General features: G+C 62.8%; 18 protein-coding genes. 9 read left to right on the top strand and 9 right to left on the bottom strand.

The window, feature by feature from the left end:
* Positions 1–80: 80 nt before the first annotated feature.
* The 3 genes from JR064_RS19080 to JR064_RS19090 form a co-directional block, all read right to left on the bottom strand.
* Positions 81–536, bottom strand: a complete 456-nt coding sequence (locus JR064_RS19080; RefSeq protein WP_206230753.1) for a hypothetical protein — start codon at positions 534–536, stop codon at positions 81–83.
* Between the two features lie 214 nt (positions 537–750).
* A complete protein-coding gene (locus JR064_RS19085) occupies positions 751–975 on the bottom strand; it encodes a hypothetical protein (RefSeq protein ID WP_206230754.1) in 225 nt (74 codons plus the stop codon).
* Positions 976–1091: 116 nt separating this feature from the next.
* Complete coding sequence (locus JR064_RS19090) at positions 1092–1667, bottom strand: hypothetical protein (protein WP_206230755.1); 576 nt, start codon at positions 1665–1667, stop codon at positions 1092–1094.
* Between the two features lie 31 nt (positions 1668–1698).
* Here JR064_RS19090 and JR064_RS19095 point away from each other — a divergent pair, with 31 nt between their 5' ends.
* Both JR064_RS19095 and JR064_RS19100 read left to right on the top strand, forming a co-directional pair.
* Positions 1699–1959 carry a hypothetical protein gene (locus JR064_RS19095; protein ID WP_206230756.1) on the top strand — a complete coding sequence of 87 codons (261 nt, stop codon included), beginning with the start codon at positions 1699–1701 and terminating at the stop codon, positions 1957–1959.
* A 180-nt stretch (positions 1960–2139) separates the two neighbouring features.
* The gene (locus JR064_RS19100) at positions 2140–3552 is read left to right on the top strand and encodes a serine hydrolase domain-containing protein (RefSeq protein WP_206230757.1); all 1413 of its coding nucleotides are present in this window, start codon (positions 2140–2142) and stop codon (positions 3550–3552) included.
* Positions 3553–3752: 200 nt separating this feature from the next.
* On the opposite strand, the gene JR064_RS19105 is transcribed toward JR064_RS19100, so the two are convergent.
* A complete protein-coding gene (locus JR064_RS19105) occupies positions 3753–4661 on the bottom strand; it encodes a LysR family transcriptional regulator (protein WP_206230758.1) in 909 nt (302 codons plus the stop codon).
* 111 nt (positions 4662–4772) lie between these two features.
* On the opposite strand from JR064_RS19105, the gene JR064_RS19110 reads away from it, so the two are divergent.
* Positions 4773–5639, top strand: coding sequence for an NmrA family NAD(P)-binding protein (locus JR064_RS19110; RefSeq protein ID WP_206230759.1), 867 nt, complete (start codon positions 4773–4775; stop codon positions 5637–5639).
* A 303-nt stretch (positions 5640–5942) separates the two neighbouring features.
* Here JR064_RS19110 and JR064_RS19115 read toward each other — a convergent pair whose 3' ends face one another.
* The 3 genes from JR064_RS19115 to JR064_RS23155 all read right to left on the bottom strand — a co-directional run bounded on the left by JR064_RS19115 (position 5943) and on the right by JR064_RS23155 (position 7776).
* On the bottom strand, positions 5943–7385 hold the full coding sequence (locus JR064_RS19115) for a diguanylate cyclase domain-containing protein (RefSeq protein WP_338123907.1): 1443 nt from the start codon (positions 7383–7385) through the stop codon (positions 5943–5945).
* A gap of 142 nt (positions 7386–7527) precedes the next feature.
* The gene (locus JR064_RS23150) at positions 7528–7617 is read right to left on the bottom strand and encodes a type I toxin-antitoxin system SymE family toxin (RefSeq protein WP_241093173.1); all 90 of its coding nucleotides are present in this window, start codon (positions 7615–7617) and stop codon (positions 7528–7530) included.
* The gene (locus JR064_RS23155; RefSeq protein WP_241093174.1) at positions 7618–7776 is read right to left on the bottom strand and encodes a hypothetical protein; all 159 of its coding nucleotides are present in this window, start codon (positions 7774–7776) and stop codon (positions 7618–7620) included.
* 296 nt (positions 7777–8072) lie between these two features.
* Between JR064_RS23155 and JR064_RS19125 the strand changes: the two genes are divergently transcribed.
* The 6 genes from JR064_RS19125 to JR064_RS19150 all read left to right on the top strand — a co-directional run bounded on the left by JR064_RS19125 (position 8073) and on the right by JR064_RS19150 (position 14916).
* The gene (locus JR064_RS19125) at positions 8073–8897 is read left to right on the top strand and encodes a DUF5694 domain-containing protein (protein ID WP_206230760.1); all 825 of its coding nucleotides are present in this window, start codon (positions 8073–8075) and stop codon (positions 8895–8897) included.
* Positions 8898–9157: 260 nt separating this feature from the next.
* Positions 9158–10297, top strand: a complete 1140-nt coding sequence (locus JR064_RS19130; RefSeq protein WP_206230761.1) for an MGDG synthase family glycosyltransferase — start codon at positions 9158–9160, stop codon at positions 10295–10297.
* 166 nt (positions 10298–10463) lie between these two features.
* Positions 10464–10916, top strand: coding sequence for a hypothetical protein (locus tag JR064_RS19135; protein ID WP_206230762.1), 453 nt, complete (start codon positions 10464–10466; stop codon positions 10914–10916).
* Between the two features lie 81 nt (positions 10917–10997).
* Complete coding sequence (locus JR064_RS19140; RefSeq protein ID WP_206230763.1) at positions 10998–11450, top strand: hypothetical protein; 453 nt, start codon at positions 10998–11000, stop codon at positions 11448–11450.
* Between the two features lie 189 nt (positions 11451–11639).
* On the top strand, positions 11640–12299 hold the full coding sequence (locus tag JR064_RS19145) for a DUF1629 domain-containing protein (protein WP_206230764.1): 660 nt from the start codon (positions 11640–11642) through the stop codon (positions 12297–12299).
* 34 nt (positions 12300–12333) lie between these two features.
* Complete coding sequence (locus tag JR064_RS19150) at positions 12334–14916, top strand: XVIPCD domain-containing protein (RefSeq protein ID WP_206230765.1); 2583 nt, start codon at positions 12334–12336, stop codon at positions 14914–14916.
* A gap of 93 nt (positions 14917–15009) precedes the next feature.
* Here the strand turns inward: JR064_RS19150 and JR064_RS19155 are convergent, their stop codons facing one another.
* Together JR064_RS19155 and JR064_RS19160 are read right to left on the bottom strand one after the other, a co-directional pair.
* Entirely contained in the window at positions 15010–15243 is a 234-nt protein-coding gene (locus tag JR064_RS19155) for a hypothetical protein (protein WP_206230766.1), read from the bottom strand.
* A gap of 38 nt (positions 15244–15281) precedes the next feature.
* Positions 15282–15512 (bottom strand): SymE family type I addiction module toxin (locus JR064_RS19160; protein ID WP_206230767.1); only part of this gene is annotated, 231 nt, incomplete at its 5' end.

The raw sequence follows: 15512 nt of genomic DNA on the forward strand, positions 1-15512 counted from the left end.
GGTCAAACGATTCGCTTGATGCGATCAACGAAGTCCTGCGCTACGACTCGGCGACAGCTTCTGCCATCACGGTGAGGATTTCAAGAAAAGCACCGATGGTTCGGATCTGAGGTGGCTTCATCATCCGCGACCAGAGCCCAGCCGTTCTTGAAGCTGACCTGGCCCATGAAGCGGGCGCTTGGGTATTCCGTCAACACAGACGGCCTGTCCGCGAAGTGCGTGCCTGCGGCGATCAGTTGAACGATCAGTGTCTGGATGGTGCCGATTTCAGCTTTCGAGAAGATTTGACATGCACCATGCATTGGCATTCCGAGACATTTTTCGCTGCCGTAGCCGAAGGACATCACTTCGATGTTGTAGTCATTGTCGTTAGGCAAGAAGGCTCTGTCGATTTCTCCAAAGAATTCGTTGCCACCTATCTCGACCGCGAAGGTCTCGTGCCCAAGCTCGTCAACGCCGCGGACCAAGCCAGAAAATCTGGCGCGCCCCTCCGGGAGTTGGACCCAATCGAAGGTAGGGTGGTCATGTAAGGCCATGCTTGTTGCTCCTGTCGGGCGAGCGGAAATTCCGACGTCCTGCATCAGATTGTCCAGCAGCGATGCCAGATCACGCAATCTTAGAGGCGAGAGAACGTAGTGCGTTAAGCCGGGTAGTGCCTTGTGAAAAGCCGGCATGTGCTGAGAGGCGTGCGGCTGCACACAGCGCGTGCATAAGCGGGCGGCGGGCGGCGTGCGGCGTGCGGCGGGCGATTCAAGCTTTGTATACCGCCGAGATCACCAACTCGCCGTCGCGCACGCGAAGGTGCTGGCGGTCTACGCGCCGTTTGGCGACAAGCGGCCGTTCTTCCGTGCCCGTGTGGATGGACAGGAAGCGGCCCAGCAGCCGGCGGAGCAGGGACTGGTGCAAGTCGAGCAGATCAAGATGGAGGAGGTCCGCCTGCAGCAGGTGGAAATGGCCCAGCAGCAGACCACGCAACAGCAGGCGGGGACCAAGCCGGTCTCTGTGGAGACAGGACGCATTCTGCGAAAAGACTTGGCGCGCGACTACATCTGTAGTTATATGGGGACTAGATTTTATGTTTGGAGTAGTCGTCACTCATGGCGTAACCCGTCATCCATGGCTAAAGCCCAGCCGTACCTGAAGAAAACTTCCCCGATGAAGTGGGCATTCGGATGCTCGTTCAGCAGCGTGGGTCTATTCGAAAAATGTGTGCCGGCAGCGATCAGGCGAACGATTAGTGTCTGAACAGCGTGGATCTCTGCTGTCGTGAAGACTCGGCACGCGCCTAGCATCGGCATTCCGATGTCGCCGTCACGGCCGTAGCCAAATGAGACGACTTCAATATTGTAGTCATTGTGGTTCGGCAGAAAGGCTCTTCTAATTTCGCCGAAGTACTCTTCGCCATCCACCTCGACGGCGAACGTCTCATGGCGCCGTTCATCCATGATGCCGCGCACGCCGCCAGAAAATCTGGCGCGCCCCTCCGGGAGTTGAACCCAATCGAAGGTAGGGTGGTCATGCAAGGCCATGCTTGTTGCTCCTGTCGGGCGAGCGGAAATTCCGATGTCCTGCATCAGATTGTCCAGCAGCGATGCCAGATCACGCAATCTTAGAGGCGAGAGAACGTAGTGCGTGCAGCCGGGTAATGCCTTGTGAAAAGCCGGCATGTGCTGAGAGGCGTGCGGCTGCACACAGCGCGTGCCTAAGCGGGCGGCGGCCGATTCAACCTTTGCCTGCCGCCGAGATCACCAACTCGCCGTCGCGCACGCGAAGGTGCTGGCGGTCTACGGGCTGTTTGGCAAGAAGCTGCAGTTCTTCCGCGCCCGCGTGGATGGGCAGGAAGCGGCCCAGCAGCCGGCAGAGCAGGGCGTAGTGCAGGTCGAGCAGATCAAGGTGGAGCAGGTCCGCCTGCAGCAGGTGGAGATGGCCCAGCAGCAGACCGCGCAACAGCAGGCGTAGCCCAAGCCGGTCTCTGTGGAGACAGGACGCATTCTGCAAAAAGACTTGGCGCGCGACTACATCTGTAGTTATATTGTGACTACATTTGTAGTCAAAAAATGGTGTGCCGTGCCTACGCGATCGACGTTTTGGATAGGGTTGTGGTTCTTGGCGGCAACGTGGTCGTCTGCAGCAACGCAGTTGACGGATCGACAGGCGAAAGGGATCGATGGCGTCGTGCGGCGGGAGATGCAGGCGCGGTCCATTCCCGGCATGCATGTGTCCCTCGTCCGCAATGGCCGCATCGTCTTCAGCAAGGCATACGGCGTCGCTGACCTGGAAAGCCGCGCGCCGGTGACCAGGGACAGTGTTTTCACGTTGAACTCGTCGACGAAAGCATTCACCGGTGTCGCCATCATGCAATTGGTCCAGGCAGGGCGGGTCGCGTTGGACGCGCCTGTCTCGCGCTACCTGGACAACCTTCCCCCCGCGTGGCGACGGGTGACCATTGGGCAGCTGCTGACACACGTCTCAGGTCTGCCGGACATCCTGGTCCAACCAAAGGGGCAGGGAACGGGATCGCTTGTTGGCGATGGCAGCGCAGCATCCGCCTGGTCGGTGGTTCAAACAATGCCGATCGAGGCCCCAGCGGGAACCCGCTATCGCTACAACCAGACCAACTACGTGTTGCTGGGCAAGGTGATCGACCGCATCACCGGGGCACCCTTCGCAGAAGAGATGCGGGTTCGCAAGTTCATCCCGGCGGGCATGACGCACACGGCCTTTGGAGACGCCCGCACGATCATGCCTGGTCGCGTACGCACCTATCGCTATGTGGGGGGGCGAGTGGATGCCAGCGCGAATGCGGCAGGATTGGAGCATGCGTTCGATGATTTCGCGCCCTTCATCAGGACCGCCGGCGGACTCAACGCGTCGGCGGATGACGTGGCGCATTGGCTGATTTCCCTGCAGAACGGCACCTTGCTCGACACCCATGTGCTCCAGACGATGTGGACAGCCGGCACCTTTTCTGACGGTTCGCCCACACCCTGGGCAATGGGCTGGCCGCTGCGGGCGCGCGCCGAACATCCTGTGGTTGCGGGAATAGGCGGGCGCCGAGCGGCGTTCTTCGTGTATCCCGAAGACGACCTGGCCATCGTGGTACTCACCAACCTGGCCGGCGCCAATCCTGAGGAGTTCATCGACGAAATCGCGGGTCAGTTCTACCCGGATCTGCTTGCCGTCAATGGCGGTGGTTTGTCGCCGCAAGTGAAGCAGCTGTGCTTGGCGCTGATCAAGGAAGGGTTCGACGCCGCACCGGCCGCGTATGCCCGCCTGAAGGCGACCGATCCTGGCTACACCCTTCAGGAGGCCGAGCTCAACGCGTGGGGCGGACAGCTGATGGGGCAAGGAAAGCTGCGCGACGCCATTTGCGTCTTCAAACTGGCGATCGAACTCTATGTGGACAGCGCCAATACTTACGACAGTTTGGCGGAGGCATATGAGGCCGCCGGCGAGAAAGCGCTGGCAGTGGCCAGCTACACGCGGTCCCTTGCCTTGGACGCAGGAAACGATCACGCGCGATCGCGACTGAGCGCTCTTCAATCCGAGTAGTGCGTGGGTGGACGATGGCTGCGTCAGTCCTTGCTGGGCGCGCTCACCACCAGTTCGCCGTGCGCGGGCAAGATCGGCGGCATCGGCGGCGGCGATTCCTGCACGTGGCCGGCCAAGGGGAGGGGGCTGGGGATCAATTGCCTCCGTCCCGTTTTGTTCTATAGCCGGTCACCACCTCGCCTGGGTCGACCGGCCTCAACTCACCGCAGCAGGCTGACCACGAAATCCAGCAGCGCCCGCGTCTTGGCCGGGACGTGGTGTCTGGTGGGGTAGTAGGCGTGCAGTGGAAAGCGCTCGTCCTGCCAATCAGGGAACAAGGGCACGAGCTTTTTGCCGGCGAGGTAGCTCTCGGCGCCCAGTTCGAACAGCTGGGCGATGCCGTGGCCAGCCAGGCAGGTGCTGTAGAGGGTGCCGGCATCGTTGACAGTCAAGGCGCCAAGGGCCGCGACGGTGAGCTTTCGTCGGCGCTGGTGGAACTCCCAGGGGAATGGCCGACCAGTGATCGAGTCACGAAACAGGATGCACCGGTGGTGACCTGTCTCGAGTTCGCGAGGATCGGTTGGCCGGCCGTAGCGTCGGAGATAGGACGGCGACGCTACGGTCAACACCCGTGTATCGAGCAATTTGCGGGACACCAACGACGAGGGTTGCGGAAAACCAAAACGGATCGCCAGGTCGAACCCGTCGGTCACCATGTCGCCAAGGTCGTCCCGGCTGCGCAGTTCCACCTCGAGACCCGGATGACTGTCCAGAAAGGTGCCCAGCATGGGGCCAAGGATCAGCCGGGAAAAGAATGGGTCGATATTGACGCGCAGCCGGCCGCGCACAGCGGCAGTGCCTCCCGCGGCGCTGCTGGTGGCCTCTTCGAGCGCGCCGACCAGGGGCATGACCTGCTCATAGAAACGGCGCCCCTCGTCCGTCAAACGCACGGACCGGGTACTGCGCTCGAAGACACGGATGCCCAGCCTGCTTTCGAGCCGCGCCACCGCCCGGCTGACGCCGGATTGGGACATGTCGAGTGCTTCCCCGGCCCGGCTGAAGCTGGCCATGTCGACGACGGCTGCCATGACGTCGAGGCCTTCGAGCAGTTGCGGGTCGAACATTGCCATTGATGACTACCACGCATGAACAAGATGCCTCCCATGCTATCGCCTTTCGCGGAGTCCGTATCCAGACTTCCGGTCAACGCTACGCACCCCGCGTGGCATCAGGAGAACCCCATGTTTGTCATCACCGGAGTGACCGGCCAGGTCGGTGGTCGGATCGCCAGAGCGTTGCTGGCCGAAGGCGTTTCCGTGCGCGCCGTTCTGCGGGATGCGGCCAAGGCATCGACGTGGGCCGGTCTCGGTTGCGAGACGGCATTGGCCGCGATGGACGACGCCGCGGCGTTGGCGGACGCATTCGCCGGGACCGAAGCCGTGTTCGTGCTCTTGCCGCCCGTGTTCGATCCGACGCCGGGCTACGTCGAAACCCTGGCCAATGTCGCAGCGCTGGTCACGGCGCTGCAGCAGGTACGGCCGCAGCGTGTGGTGGCGCTTTCCACCATCGGCGCCCAGGCGACGCAAGACAGTCTGCTGACCCAGTTGCAGATCATGGAACGCGCCTTTGAAGCGCTGCCCATGCCGGTCGCCTTTCTGCGCGCCGCGTGGTTCATGGAGAACACCGCGTGGGACATCGACGGTGCACGCTCGCTTGGTGTCGTGTCGAGCTTCCTGCAGCCGCTGGACAAGCCGGTGCCCATGGTGGCGACGGCAGACGTCGCCGCGACGGCGGTTCGGATGCTGCGTGAGGGTTGGGAGGGACGCCGGGTGGTCGAGTTGGAAGGGCCGCGCCGCATCACGCCGTTGGCCCTGGCCGCCGCCTTGGGCCGGGTGCTCGGGCGCGATGTCGTGGCGCAGCCGGTACCGCGGGCGACCTGGGACGCGCTTTTCCGCTCACTAGGCATGGCCAACCCGGAGCCGCGCATCCGGATGCTGGACGGATTCAATGATGGCTGGATCGAATTCGAAGCCGGCCGTGAGGCATCGCTGAAGGGCACGACGGAACTCGAGACGGTGTTGCGAGGCCTTGTCTCGGCGAGCGCCTGATGCGCCAGGAACAAAGGGGACGGAGGTAATCAAGCGACCAAATCCCATGGGGTGCCGTGGTAGTGCCTGACGGCATGCGCGGTAGGCGACGAGCAGGGTTGGATCTTTCCCATCGTCATGTGAGCTGCCATGCGGAGTCGGCGGCGCCTGGAGCTTCCAAGCATTCCGATGCATGTCGTCCAGCGTGCGGTCAACATTGCGCAATTCTCCTGGACGACGAAGATCGAAATGGCTATCGCGGTCTGCTGTGCCACGTGTGTGAACGCTTTGGCACGCGGGCACGCAAGGGTGGACAGAGACCCGTCAGTTCCCTTTGACATTTTTGACAAAATACATCGCTTTGTCGGCATGTTCGAGAAGCTGATGCTCGTCATCCCCGTGCTCGGGATAGTGCGCGATCCCGATGCTCGGCGCGATGTTCAAGCGGTGGCCGTCCAGCATAAAGGGATGATCGAACGCGTCGCGGATTTTTCCCGACACTCGCGTCACGCCCTCCGAAGAGGTCCCCCGGAGCAGGACCACAAACTCATCGCCACCGACGCGCGCGACGGTATCCGATTCGCGGATGCATTGCGTCAGGCGCACGGCTACCTCCTTCAGCAATAGATCGCCGATACGGTGGCCCAGTGCATCGTTCACTTGCTTGAATTTATCCAGATCGAGATAAAGCAAGGACAGCGGCCCCTGCTCTCGTCGTGCCGCAGACAGCGCCATCTTCAGGCGATCGTGAAAAAAGACACGGTTGGGAAGCGCGGTCAGTTGATCGTACTGCGCCATGTATTGCAGTCGAACCTGCATTTGCTGGCGGTGGATGGCGGTGGCAATTTGCGTCGAGACGAACTGCAGCAACTCCTGGTCCTGTTCGCTGTAGCAGACACCGCCCGGATAGCTTTTGACCATGAGCAGGCCAATGGTCCCTTCCTGCGATTTGAGCGGAACACCCAGCCAAGAGAACGGATGCGTGCCAAAGGAGGGTCGCAGCACTTTCAGGCGATCCACCATCGTCTCAGGCGTCAGCAGCAGTGCCTGGCCGGTCTGAATGATCTCTGCGTAGAGTGTCCCCGGGACCAGGGTGAAGGGCTCCGGCGTTTGCAGATGCTCATCCACATGATAGGGAAAGCTGAGTTGGTCGGTTTCATCGTCATAGAGGGCCACGGAGAAGTTATCTGCGGGCAGCAGCGTGCCGACGATCTGATGGATGCGTTGGAATAGCTTGAGAAGATCCTCGGCAGTGTGGGCCGCTTCGGAAATGGAATAGAGCGCAGCCTGCAAGGATTCGAATTGCTTGCGTTCGGTAATGTCGCGCGCAACCCCGATGCGCAGTTGATCGGCCGGCGACCAGCGCGCTGACCACATGATGTGCACGACGTGTCCATCCTTGTGCAGGTAGCGGTTCTCGAAATGCAGCTGAGGATGGCCTACCATCACCGCCACCAGCGAGGTGCGGGTCATCTCGCGATCTTCAGGCAGCATCATGTCGAACATGTTCTTGCCGATCATTTCTTTCGGCGTATACCCGAAAATACGCTCGCACGAAGCGCTCGCAAAGACCACGTGGGCGTCGACATCCACCGCAAAGACGGCATCCATCATGAGATCAATAAAGCTGGCCGACGGCGCGTGAAGATTCGGTTCCATAAAAAAGTGTAAGGCCTGGATGGCGAGGGGAACCGGGGTCAGTATGCGCTCATCGGACCCCGGCACAGGAGGTTGCTGGATGGAGTGCGTCGTTTGGAGGTACGGCACTCGTTCCAGCTCACGGCGGAAGACTGCACAGGCCATGCCAACCCTGGCTGGCTGTCCCGGTGTCGCCTAGCATCTCAGGGGAAGACAAAGCGGTTGGACGCCATCTCAGCGATCCTCCGGTGCGTAGTGGGAGATGGCCGCATCAGTCTTCGGTGACCACGCTCACCGCCAGTTCGCCGTCGCGTACTTGCACGGGCAGCGTACTGCCGATGGTGAAGCCAAGTTCCTCCATTCAGCGGCCGCCCAGGCGCAGCGCGGGCGTGCGCTTGCCGCTGGCGGAGTGACCGCAGCCCACTGTGCAGGTCTGCGGCGGGCGATGGCGGCGGGGCGCGCGTGGCGGGCGGGCCAGCTCGGCGGCGATGGCGGCCGCGGCGTCTTCAACCGACATCATCGGGGTGCACGGTGGCTCGACGTAACGCAGGAGTCCGGCCGGCTCGGGCGCGGGAACGGACTTCGGTTGGCGCGTTGCACGGTTGCGGGCAGGCGTTGGGCGGGAAGGGCGCTACGGGATGTGGGTTGACGCATGGCACAGCCTCCTTGGCAGACAGGAACCCGCGCCGATTGGCGAGATCGGGTGCCGGCTTTTTTTTCTGCGCAAGCCGGCGATCGGCGACCCCTATGCCCAACGTGCGAACGAGTGCTCTAATGCCGGAGCCGCCATCGGCTTACCGTCCTGGAGCAAATGCCTTGAACGCCCATCGTTTTTTTGTCGCCGCGTTGTCCGCTTGCCTGTCGGCGTTGCCTGCGCTCGCCGCCGCCGCGACGCAGACGCCCGTGACCCCGGCGAAAGTGATGATGCTTGGCTCGTTCCACTTCGAAAATCCGGGGCGGGACATGGTGAAGTTCAAGGTCTCCGACGTCATGTCGAAAGACAACCAGGCCTATCTCGCGGGCCTTGCCGCGCGGCTCGCCGCGTTCCATCCCACCGATGTCCTGGTGGAATGCGAGCCGTCCGAGCAGGCGAACTACGACGCTGCGTTTGCCCGCTACCGAGACGGTCAGTCGACCCTGCCGAATAACGAAATCCACCAAATCGGCTTCCGCGTCGCCAAAGCCTCAGGGATTGCGGGAGTGACGTGCTTCGACGAAGGCCAAGTCGGCTGGGACTCCGATCCGATGTTCGATTACATCAAGGCGCACGACCCGGCCATGCAGGCGACGATGGATGCCACGTTCAAGAATCTCTCCGCGCGCGCCGATCGCGAGCAATCGACGTTGCCGCTGCACGAGCTGCTGCGCCTGACGAACGATCCCGCGCGCGACCGCGAAAACAAGAATCTCTACATCAGCACCAATGCCGTGGATGCCGGTGGCAGCTTTGCCGGTGCCGACGCTGCGGCCAGTTGGTGGCACCGCAACTTCCGCATGTATGCCAACGTGCAGAAGGCCGCGCAACCCGGCCACCGCGTGCTGGTGATCGCTGGATCCGGCCATACGGCGATCCTCAAGGACCTGTTGGCGATCGACATGCAGCGCACTGCCGAGGACGTGAGCGGGTATCTGGCGCCGTAAGTCGACCTGAGGTTAGGGGTAACAGCGGGGCTCAACAGTGGGGCCAGAAGAAATATGTGCTTTAAATTGATGTTTCCTCTGGCCCCTTTGTTGGCGATGCTCATCGGTGTGGTAACCATGAAGATGCTCCATGCGCGCGCATTTGCGAACCAACGCCGCTGCGCAATGTTGATTGCTAAGAACTAAAGCTGGGGGAAGCTTCAGAATTTGCGCCCTGTTTTCCCAGTTTTAGCCCCGACACCGATCACCGATTTCCAGCCATGACCAAAGTTCTGATCCTCAGTGTAAGCGCCGGCAATGGCCACGTGCGCGCAGCACAGGCGCTTGCTGCCGCCGCACCCTCTCTCGCTTCCCCGTGCACGGCTGTACATATCGACACCATGGCCCATGTGTCAGGGGCGTTCCGCAGGATCTACACCGATTGGTACATCCAGCTCGTGAATCGCGCGCCCGAACTGTGGTCGTATCTGCATCAGCGCAGCGACGTCACGCCGCACCACGCGGCGTCGCAGCGCTTGCGCCGCGGCATCGAGCGACTGAGCACCGGCGCGCTGCTGCGCGAGATTCGAAACGCGAAGCCCGATGCGGTGATTTGCACCCACTTCCTGCCGGCCGAGTTGCTGATGCGCGAACGCAGAAACGCTCGTCTCGACTACCCCGTCTGGTTGCAGATCACCGACTACGACCTGCACAACATGTGGCTCGTTCCCGAGATGACCGGCTACCTGGCGGCGAACGAAGAGGTCGCGTTCCGGCTTCGCGCACGCGGCATTCCGGCCGACCGTGTGCACGTCACAGGAATTCCGGTGATGCCAGCATTCTCGAAGCCCGACGCGCCGACGCTGGACCGCGATGCGTGCGCTGCAGCCCTGGGTCTGGAGCCATCGCGTTCCACGCTGCTGATGGCGTCAGGCGGCGCTGGTGTTGGCGATCTTGCGAGCATGGTCGAACGTGCCCTGGGCATGGCAAGCGATTTCCAGGTCATCGCCGTGGCGGGCCGCAATGCCGAAACGCACGCCAGACTGTCGGCGCTGGCGCTTCGCCATCCGGGCCGGATGATTGCGGTGGGCTTCACCGACGAGATGCACAAGCTCATGGCAGCTGCCGATCTGGTCGTCACCAAGCCCGGCGGCCTCACCGTGTCCGAATGCCTGGCGCTGGGCAAGCCGATGCTGCTGATCTCGCCGATCCCTGGCCAAGAAGAACACAACGCCGGCTTTCTGATGGAAGAAGGCGCAGCATGGCTGGCCTACGATGCCATTGGCCTGGACTACAAGGTCGAACGGCTGATGGCCGATCGGCCGAAATTGCGAACCATGGCCGCGTGCAGCCTTGCGCTCGGCAAGCCCCAGGCCGCAGCGACGGTGCTTCAACGTGTGCTGCAGAGCATGCCCGCATGATGCGAGTCGCAGATAGAGCGCCCGTCCGTCGCACATTGGCCCACCTGGCCTGGGTGCTTGTGATGGACTTAAGGTGCCTCCCAGGCCTGTGACCCGATAGCGCATTTTTAGAAACCGCCGACGCCGACCGCTGTGAATCATCCTGCCAGGCCCATGCGAGGAAAACATGATGCTGCCGAATGCAAACGACGAAAAAACGGGGCAAGCCGCCGCACAGGCAACCGCAGCCGCCGGGCGGAGCGACCATCTCGACGATCACGCCAAAGAGATCGGAGCATTGCCGACAGCGGCCGACGCTGCATCCGAGTCTGCGCCCATTGCGCCCGATGCTGAAGCACCAGTACCGGTTGGAGCGGGTGTCGAGATGCGTATCAGCCATGCACCGGGCCTGGCACTGCCGTCGGCGGGCGCGTACTTCGGCGAGGACAGCAAGACAGCCTTGGCGGCGCAAGCCGCCTTGCTCAAGCAGATGGCGGCGACGGCCGAGGATGCCACGCAACTTCAAGAGATCGACCTGCCGGCCGATGCTGTCGTTACCGTGGCGACGGCTGCACCGGGCACGGGGGCCGAGCAGGCCGGCAACACCGACGACGCGCCGGATCACTCCGATGCCAGGTAGCCGCTGGGCGCAAGCTGCGTTGGCGGCCGCACGTCGCCGCATGACGGTATCCACCACACCACCATTCGCGGGGAGCAACGCATGAACGAAACGCCGGATCCGAAGACGCAGGCGTTGTACGACTTGACCCGCCAGTGGTTGGGGCGTGAGTTGTCCGACGCCGAGCGCGCGCAATTGCGCGCATTCGCATTGGCGACTCAAAGCGCACCGCAGGCGACAAGCGAGACGCCCAATCCGGCTGCCTCGTCACGCGCTGCCGAGATCGAACGCACGCGGCAGCGGATCGATGCGGCCAGGCGCAGTGTCGATAACGCCATGAGTGATGGCGACCAGGCGGTGCACGATGCGGTCGCGGCCGCAGCGGCGGCGCAGGACATGGCCCGGCCGAAGGGACACGCGGGCCTGGATTCAGAGGGAAGGCCGTCGGTGGGCCAACAGGCCGACCTGCTGGCCGAAACGATCAGGCGCGAGGTCCAGGATCAGTTCGATCGTCATTTTGTAACGGGTCCAGGTTCACTCAGGAAGTCAACCTGACCCCGTTTCTGCGCGGCACACTGGTCTACCTGGCCGCGAGCAATCGATCCGTCGGAGGCTTGCGCGCTCGCATTCAAGCCGCTGCATGACCAGTTGGTCGTGGCAGTGTTCGGCATCAGCAGGTTTGTGTGCCCAAGCAGCCGACGATAGCGCTAAAATCGATCACGGTAATTTGAAGGATATGATCCTATGGACGGGATGCAACGCATGGAAACCAAGATGACCAATCAGCCCAATAAGGGAGAGTTCTTCGAGCTGCTGCCGGACGCCCGGCGTGGGGGGAAAGGCCACGGGGTGATCTTCGAAAATGAACAGGCTCTGTTGACCCCGCCACGGCTTATTTTGCAGCCGGACGAAGGTGGATTTCCTCCGTTGAGAGAGACGCCGCGATTGATCTACAACCCCATGGAAGGGGCGTTGCCCCAGGATCTTGAGGGGGGCTTCAGTGGCTACTGGCTGGTCTCCGAGCGACTCCGCAATGTCATGGAATCTGTGGATGCGGAGGCCTTTGCCTTCGCTGACACCGACTATCGCTTGGCTGATGGTTCCAAGGGGCCGACTGTCTTTCTTTGCGATGTCGTTCGCACGTTGGATGCATTGGACGAGGAAGCCTCGGAACTCGATATCAAAGTCAGCGATGACTACGAGGCTGGAAAGTATTACAGCCTGGCGGGCGGCAGTCGCTTGGCTTTCAGGCGTGACGTGCTCGGAAATGCACATGTATTTAGACTTCCGTTCAACGACGGCGTCTTTTGCGATCGGGTGTTCAAGGAGGCGGTTGAGGCCGCGGGAATTGGCACTCAAGGTCAGTCCGACGGGCTATGGTTCTACGACGTCGTGAATCGTTGACGCGCCGCATACGAGCAGGGAATGAGCCTAGTTTATGTGGAACTATTGGACGATTTTTCAAGACCATCACCAGATCGAGCAACAAACGCTTAAAAGCAGTAAGTTGCTTGCGAAGCTGCAGGAGACCGGTCGGTTTGATATTCATGCACAGGAAAATCGCATCTTCCTGCCTGCCGATTCGAAGTTTGCTCAGGCGCTGGATATCACGCCGCACAGCGGCGGCCCACTTGGCGCCTATCAGTATGGTGTAATCAAGCGTTTGGAAGAAATCCAAGCAACTCGAGATGGTCGAGCGGCTTTGCGTGGCGACCCGGAAGCGCTGGATCGCGTGGTTCAGCGTGTGGAGCAACTGCGCGATACCATTGCGGTTGGCCTGATTAACAATGACTTAAACACCAACACCCCAGTTGGTCTTACTCCTGAGCAGGCCAATACGAAAGTTCAGGGCTTTTATCGTAGCAGTCCGGACTATTACCAAGCCCACGCTCAACAACTTGATACCCTCAAGGGCCTCAATGGAGTTGATCGCGGTTGGGCAGGCGTTACGAACTCCGAATCCCGCATTGTTACTACGCTTGATAGGATTCAGACAAGCAGCACGGCCATTGTTCGAGGCGGGGATATCCAGCTTCAGCGCAGCGGGTTGTCGCTCGCCATCGCCAATGCCCATCACGACGGGCGCTTGGTCTTGTCCGAGCAAGGCATCCTCAAGGTCGAGCAGACCCTGGGAGAGGAAGCCGCACAAAACCTTCGCGTACCCCGCGGCCAGCGCGGCGAAGTCGCCATGCAGCTGTTGATGGGCGAGGCGTCCGCCCGTGGCCTGACTCGTGCCGGCGGACTTCTGGCCACCGGCGCCGATGCCGTCATGACCGCGCGCACGGCCTCGGCGTTGATGGAGCAGGGCAACACCACGGCCGCGCAGTCGGAGGTCGATCACGCCATTGCACGCAACGTTGGTGGCTGGGCCGGCGGTGCGGCGACGGCGGCTGCGCTGGGCAGCAGTAGCGGGTTCGTGCCCTCGGCGCTGGTGGTGGGCGATGCCATCTTGATGAGCAAGGCCTTCGACAAGGCCGTCGACCTCAATGAGAACCGCGACATCTTCCATCAGACCGACAAGGCCGGGGTGGAGTGGCAGTTCAACGGGCGGGATTGGGAGCGCCAAGGCGCGTTCGACCGCACGCCCGACGGGCGCGACACTCCTGCCCAGGGACCGGTGGGAGCCAGTTACGTCAAATTGCAGGAATTGGGCGCCATGGCGAACGCCAAGGCCGCCGAGTTCGCACTGGGCAAAGCGCCCCCGCCGCAGGATCCGTTCAACCTCCCGGCCCAGGCCGGCGACCGGACGGGCCTCGACAACCAGAACTGGCAGCGCAATCCGACCACCGAGTCCTGGGAGCGCCAGGTCAAGACAGGCGTGTCGGGTGCCAACGACCATGGTGTCTATGAGCCGCAGGCCGCTACCCCAGAACAGGCGCAGCGCCTGAACCAGGAAGCCCTGGCGCGCATCGAGAACAACGTCGCCACCGGTCGCGAGGCCATCGCCCAGGCCTATCTGGAAAGCCATGCCGCCCAGCGCGGGCAGGACTACGGCGTGGGGGTGCCCGCCGCGGTGGAGAATGCCCGGGCCAAGCAGGATCAGGTGCAAGGCCACGACGGTCAGCTTTACCAGCGCACTGCTGAGGGGCAATGGGCCGGGAAGGACGGGGTAGCCAGTGGCAACCTGGCGGTAGAGCTGGAGCTCACCAACCAGATGCGCCAGCCGTCCCTGGAGCGTGCCCAAGAAACCTTGGCGGCCATCGAAGCGCGCCCCGCGCCGACGGCCGCGCAGATGGAGCACAACGAACTGCTGCATCGCTACCGCGCCGCCGGCATCGACCTCAACGCCCAGGAAAACAACTTGGAGGCGGTGAAGCTCGCCACCCAGCGGACAAAGGAGGCCGAAGGCCTCACCGGCCCGATGATGCAGCAGTTGAAGCCGAACGAGCAGGGGCAATACGGCTACGACAGCCCGATTGTTCACTACCAGATCGGACAGGACGGGGTCGCCCACCAGGTCGCGTTGACCACCCCGGAGGAGTTGCGCCAGGCCAAGGCTGAGTTGAGCCAGTCTGCTGTGGCGCACGTGCCGACGCTGGCCACGGTCTCGGTCACCGCACCGGGCCGCAGCAAGGAGCAGGAGGCCGAGCCGGCGCAGGAGAAGCGCGCGCAGGGTCCGATGCTGGCCGACAACCCCGCGCATTCAGACCACTCCACCTACCAGACGATCCATTCCTGGGTCAGCGGAACGGGGAACTGGAACGAAGAGGAGAGCCGCAACGTCACCGCTGCGCTCTACAAGCAGCAAGTCGAAGACCCGCTGGTGAAGCGGGTGGACCGGGTCACCGGCGCGCTGGGCAAGGATGGGGCCGAGAGCGTGCTGGCGGTCTACGCGCCGTTCGGCGACAAGCTGCCGTTCTTCCACGCTCGCGTGGATGGACGCGAGGCGGCCCAGCAGCCAGCGGAACAGAGCCTGGTGCAGGCCGAGCAGATCAAGGTGGAGCAGGTGCGCCAGCAGCAGGTGGAGATGACGCAGCAGCAGACCACGCAACAGCAGGCAGGCCCAAGCCGGTCTCTGTGAGGGCGGCTGCCGGCGTGGCGCTGCGGTGCGTGTTGCGAGGGAGCGGACCCCGCAGCACAGGGGGCCTATTTCCTTGGCCGCATGGTTCACCGCCTACCGGGCGGTCGTGTCCTTCAGCGCTTGCGCGCCCACCTGGTCCAGGATGCCGCGCGCCGCGCGGGCGGCGGTGTAGATGGCCTCTCCCAGCGCGGGCAGCGTGCGGGGATCCAGATAGGCCGCCGTGCCGGCGGCGATGATGTCGCCATGCGCGGCGATGGTGCGGATCAGGCCGTCGAGCGCATCGGCCTGGTCGAGGGTGATGCCGAAGACAAAGCGGTTGCAGGCCATCTCAGCGATCCTCCGGTGCGTGGTGGGCGATGGCCGGGTCAGTCTTTGCTGGCTACGCTCACCACCAGTTCGCCGTCGCGTACCTGCACGCGCAGCGTGCTGCCGATGGTGAAGCCCAGTTCCTCCATCCAGCGACCGCCCAGGCGCAGCGCGGGCGTGCGCTTGCCGCTGGCGGAGTGGCCGCAGCCCACGGTGCAGGTCTGCGGCGGGCGTGGGCGGCGGGGCGCGCGTGGCGGGCGGGCCAGCTCGGCGGCGATGGCGGCCGCGGC

Origin of the sequence: Xanthomonas bonasiae, assembly GCF_017163705.1 — a bacterium.
Classification (GTDB): domain Bacteria; phylum Pseudomonadota; class Gammaproteobacteria; order Xanthomonadales; family Xanthomonadaceae; genus Xanthomonas_A; species Xanthomonas_A bonasiae.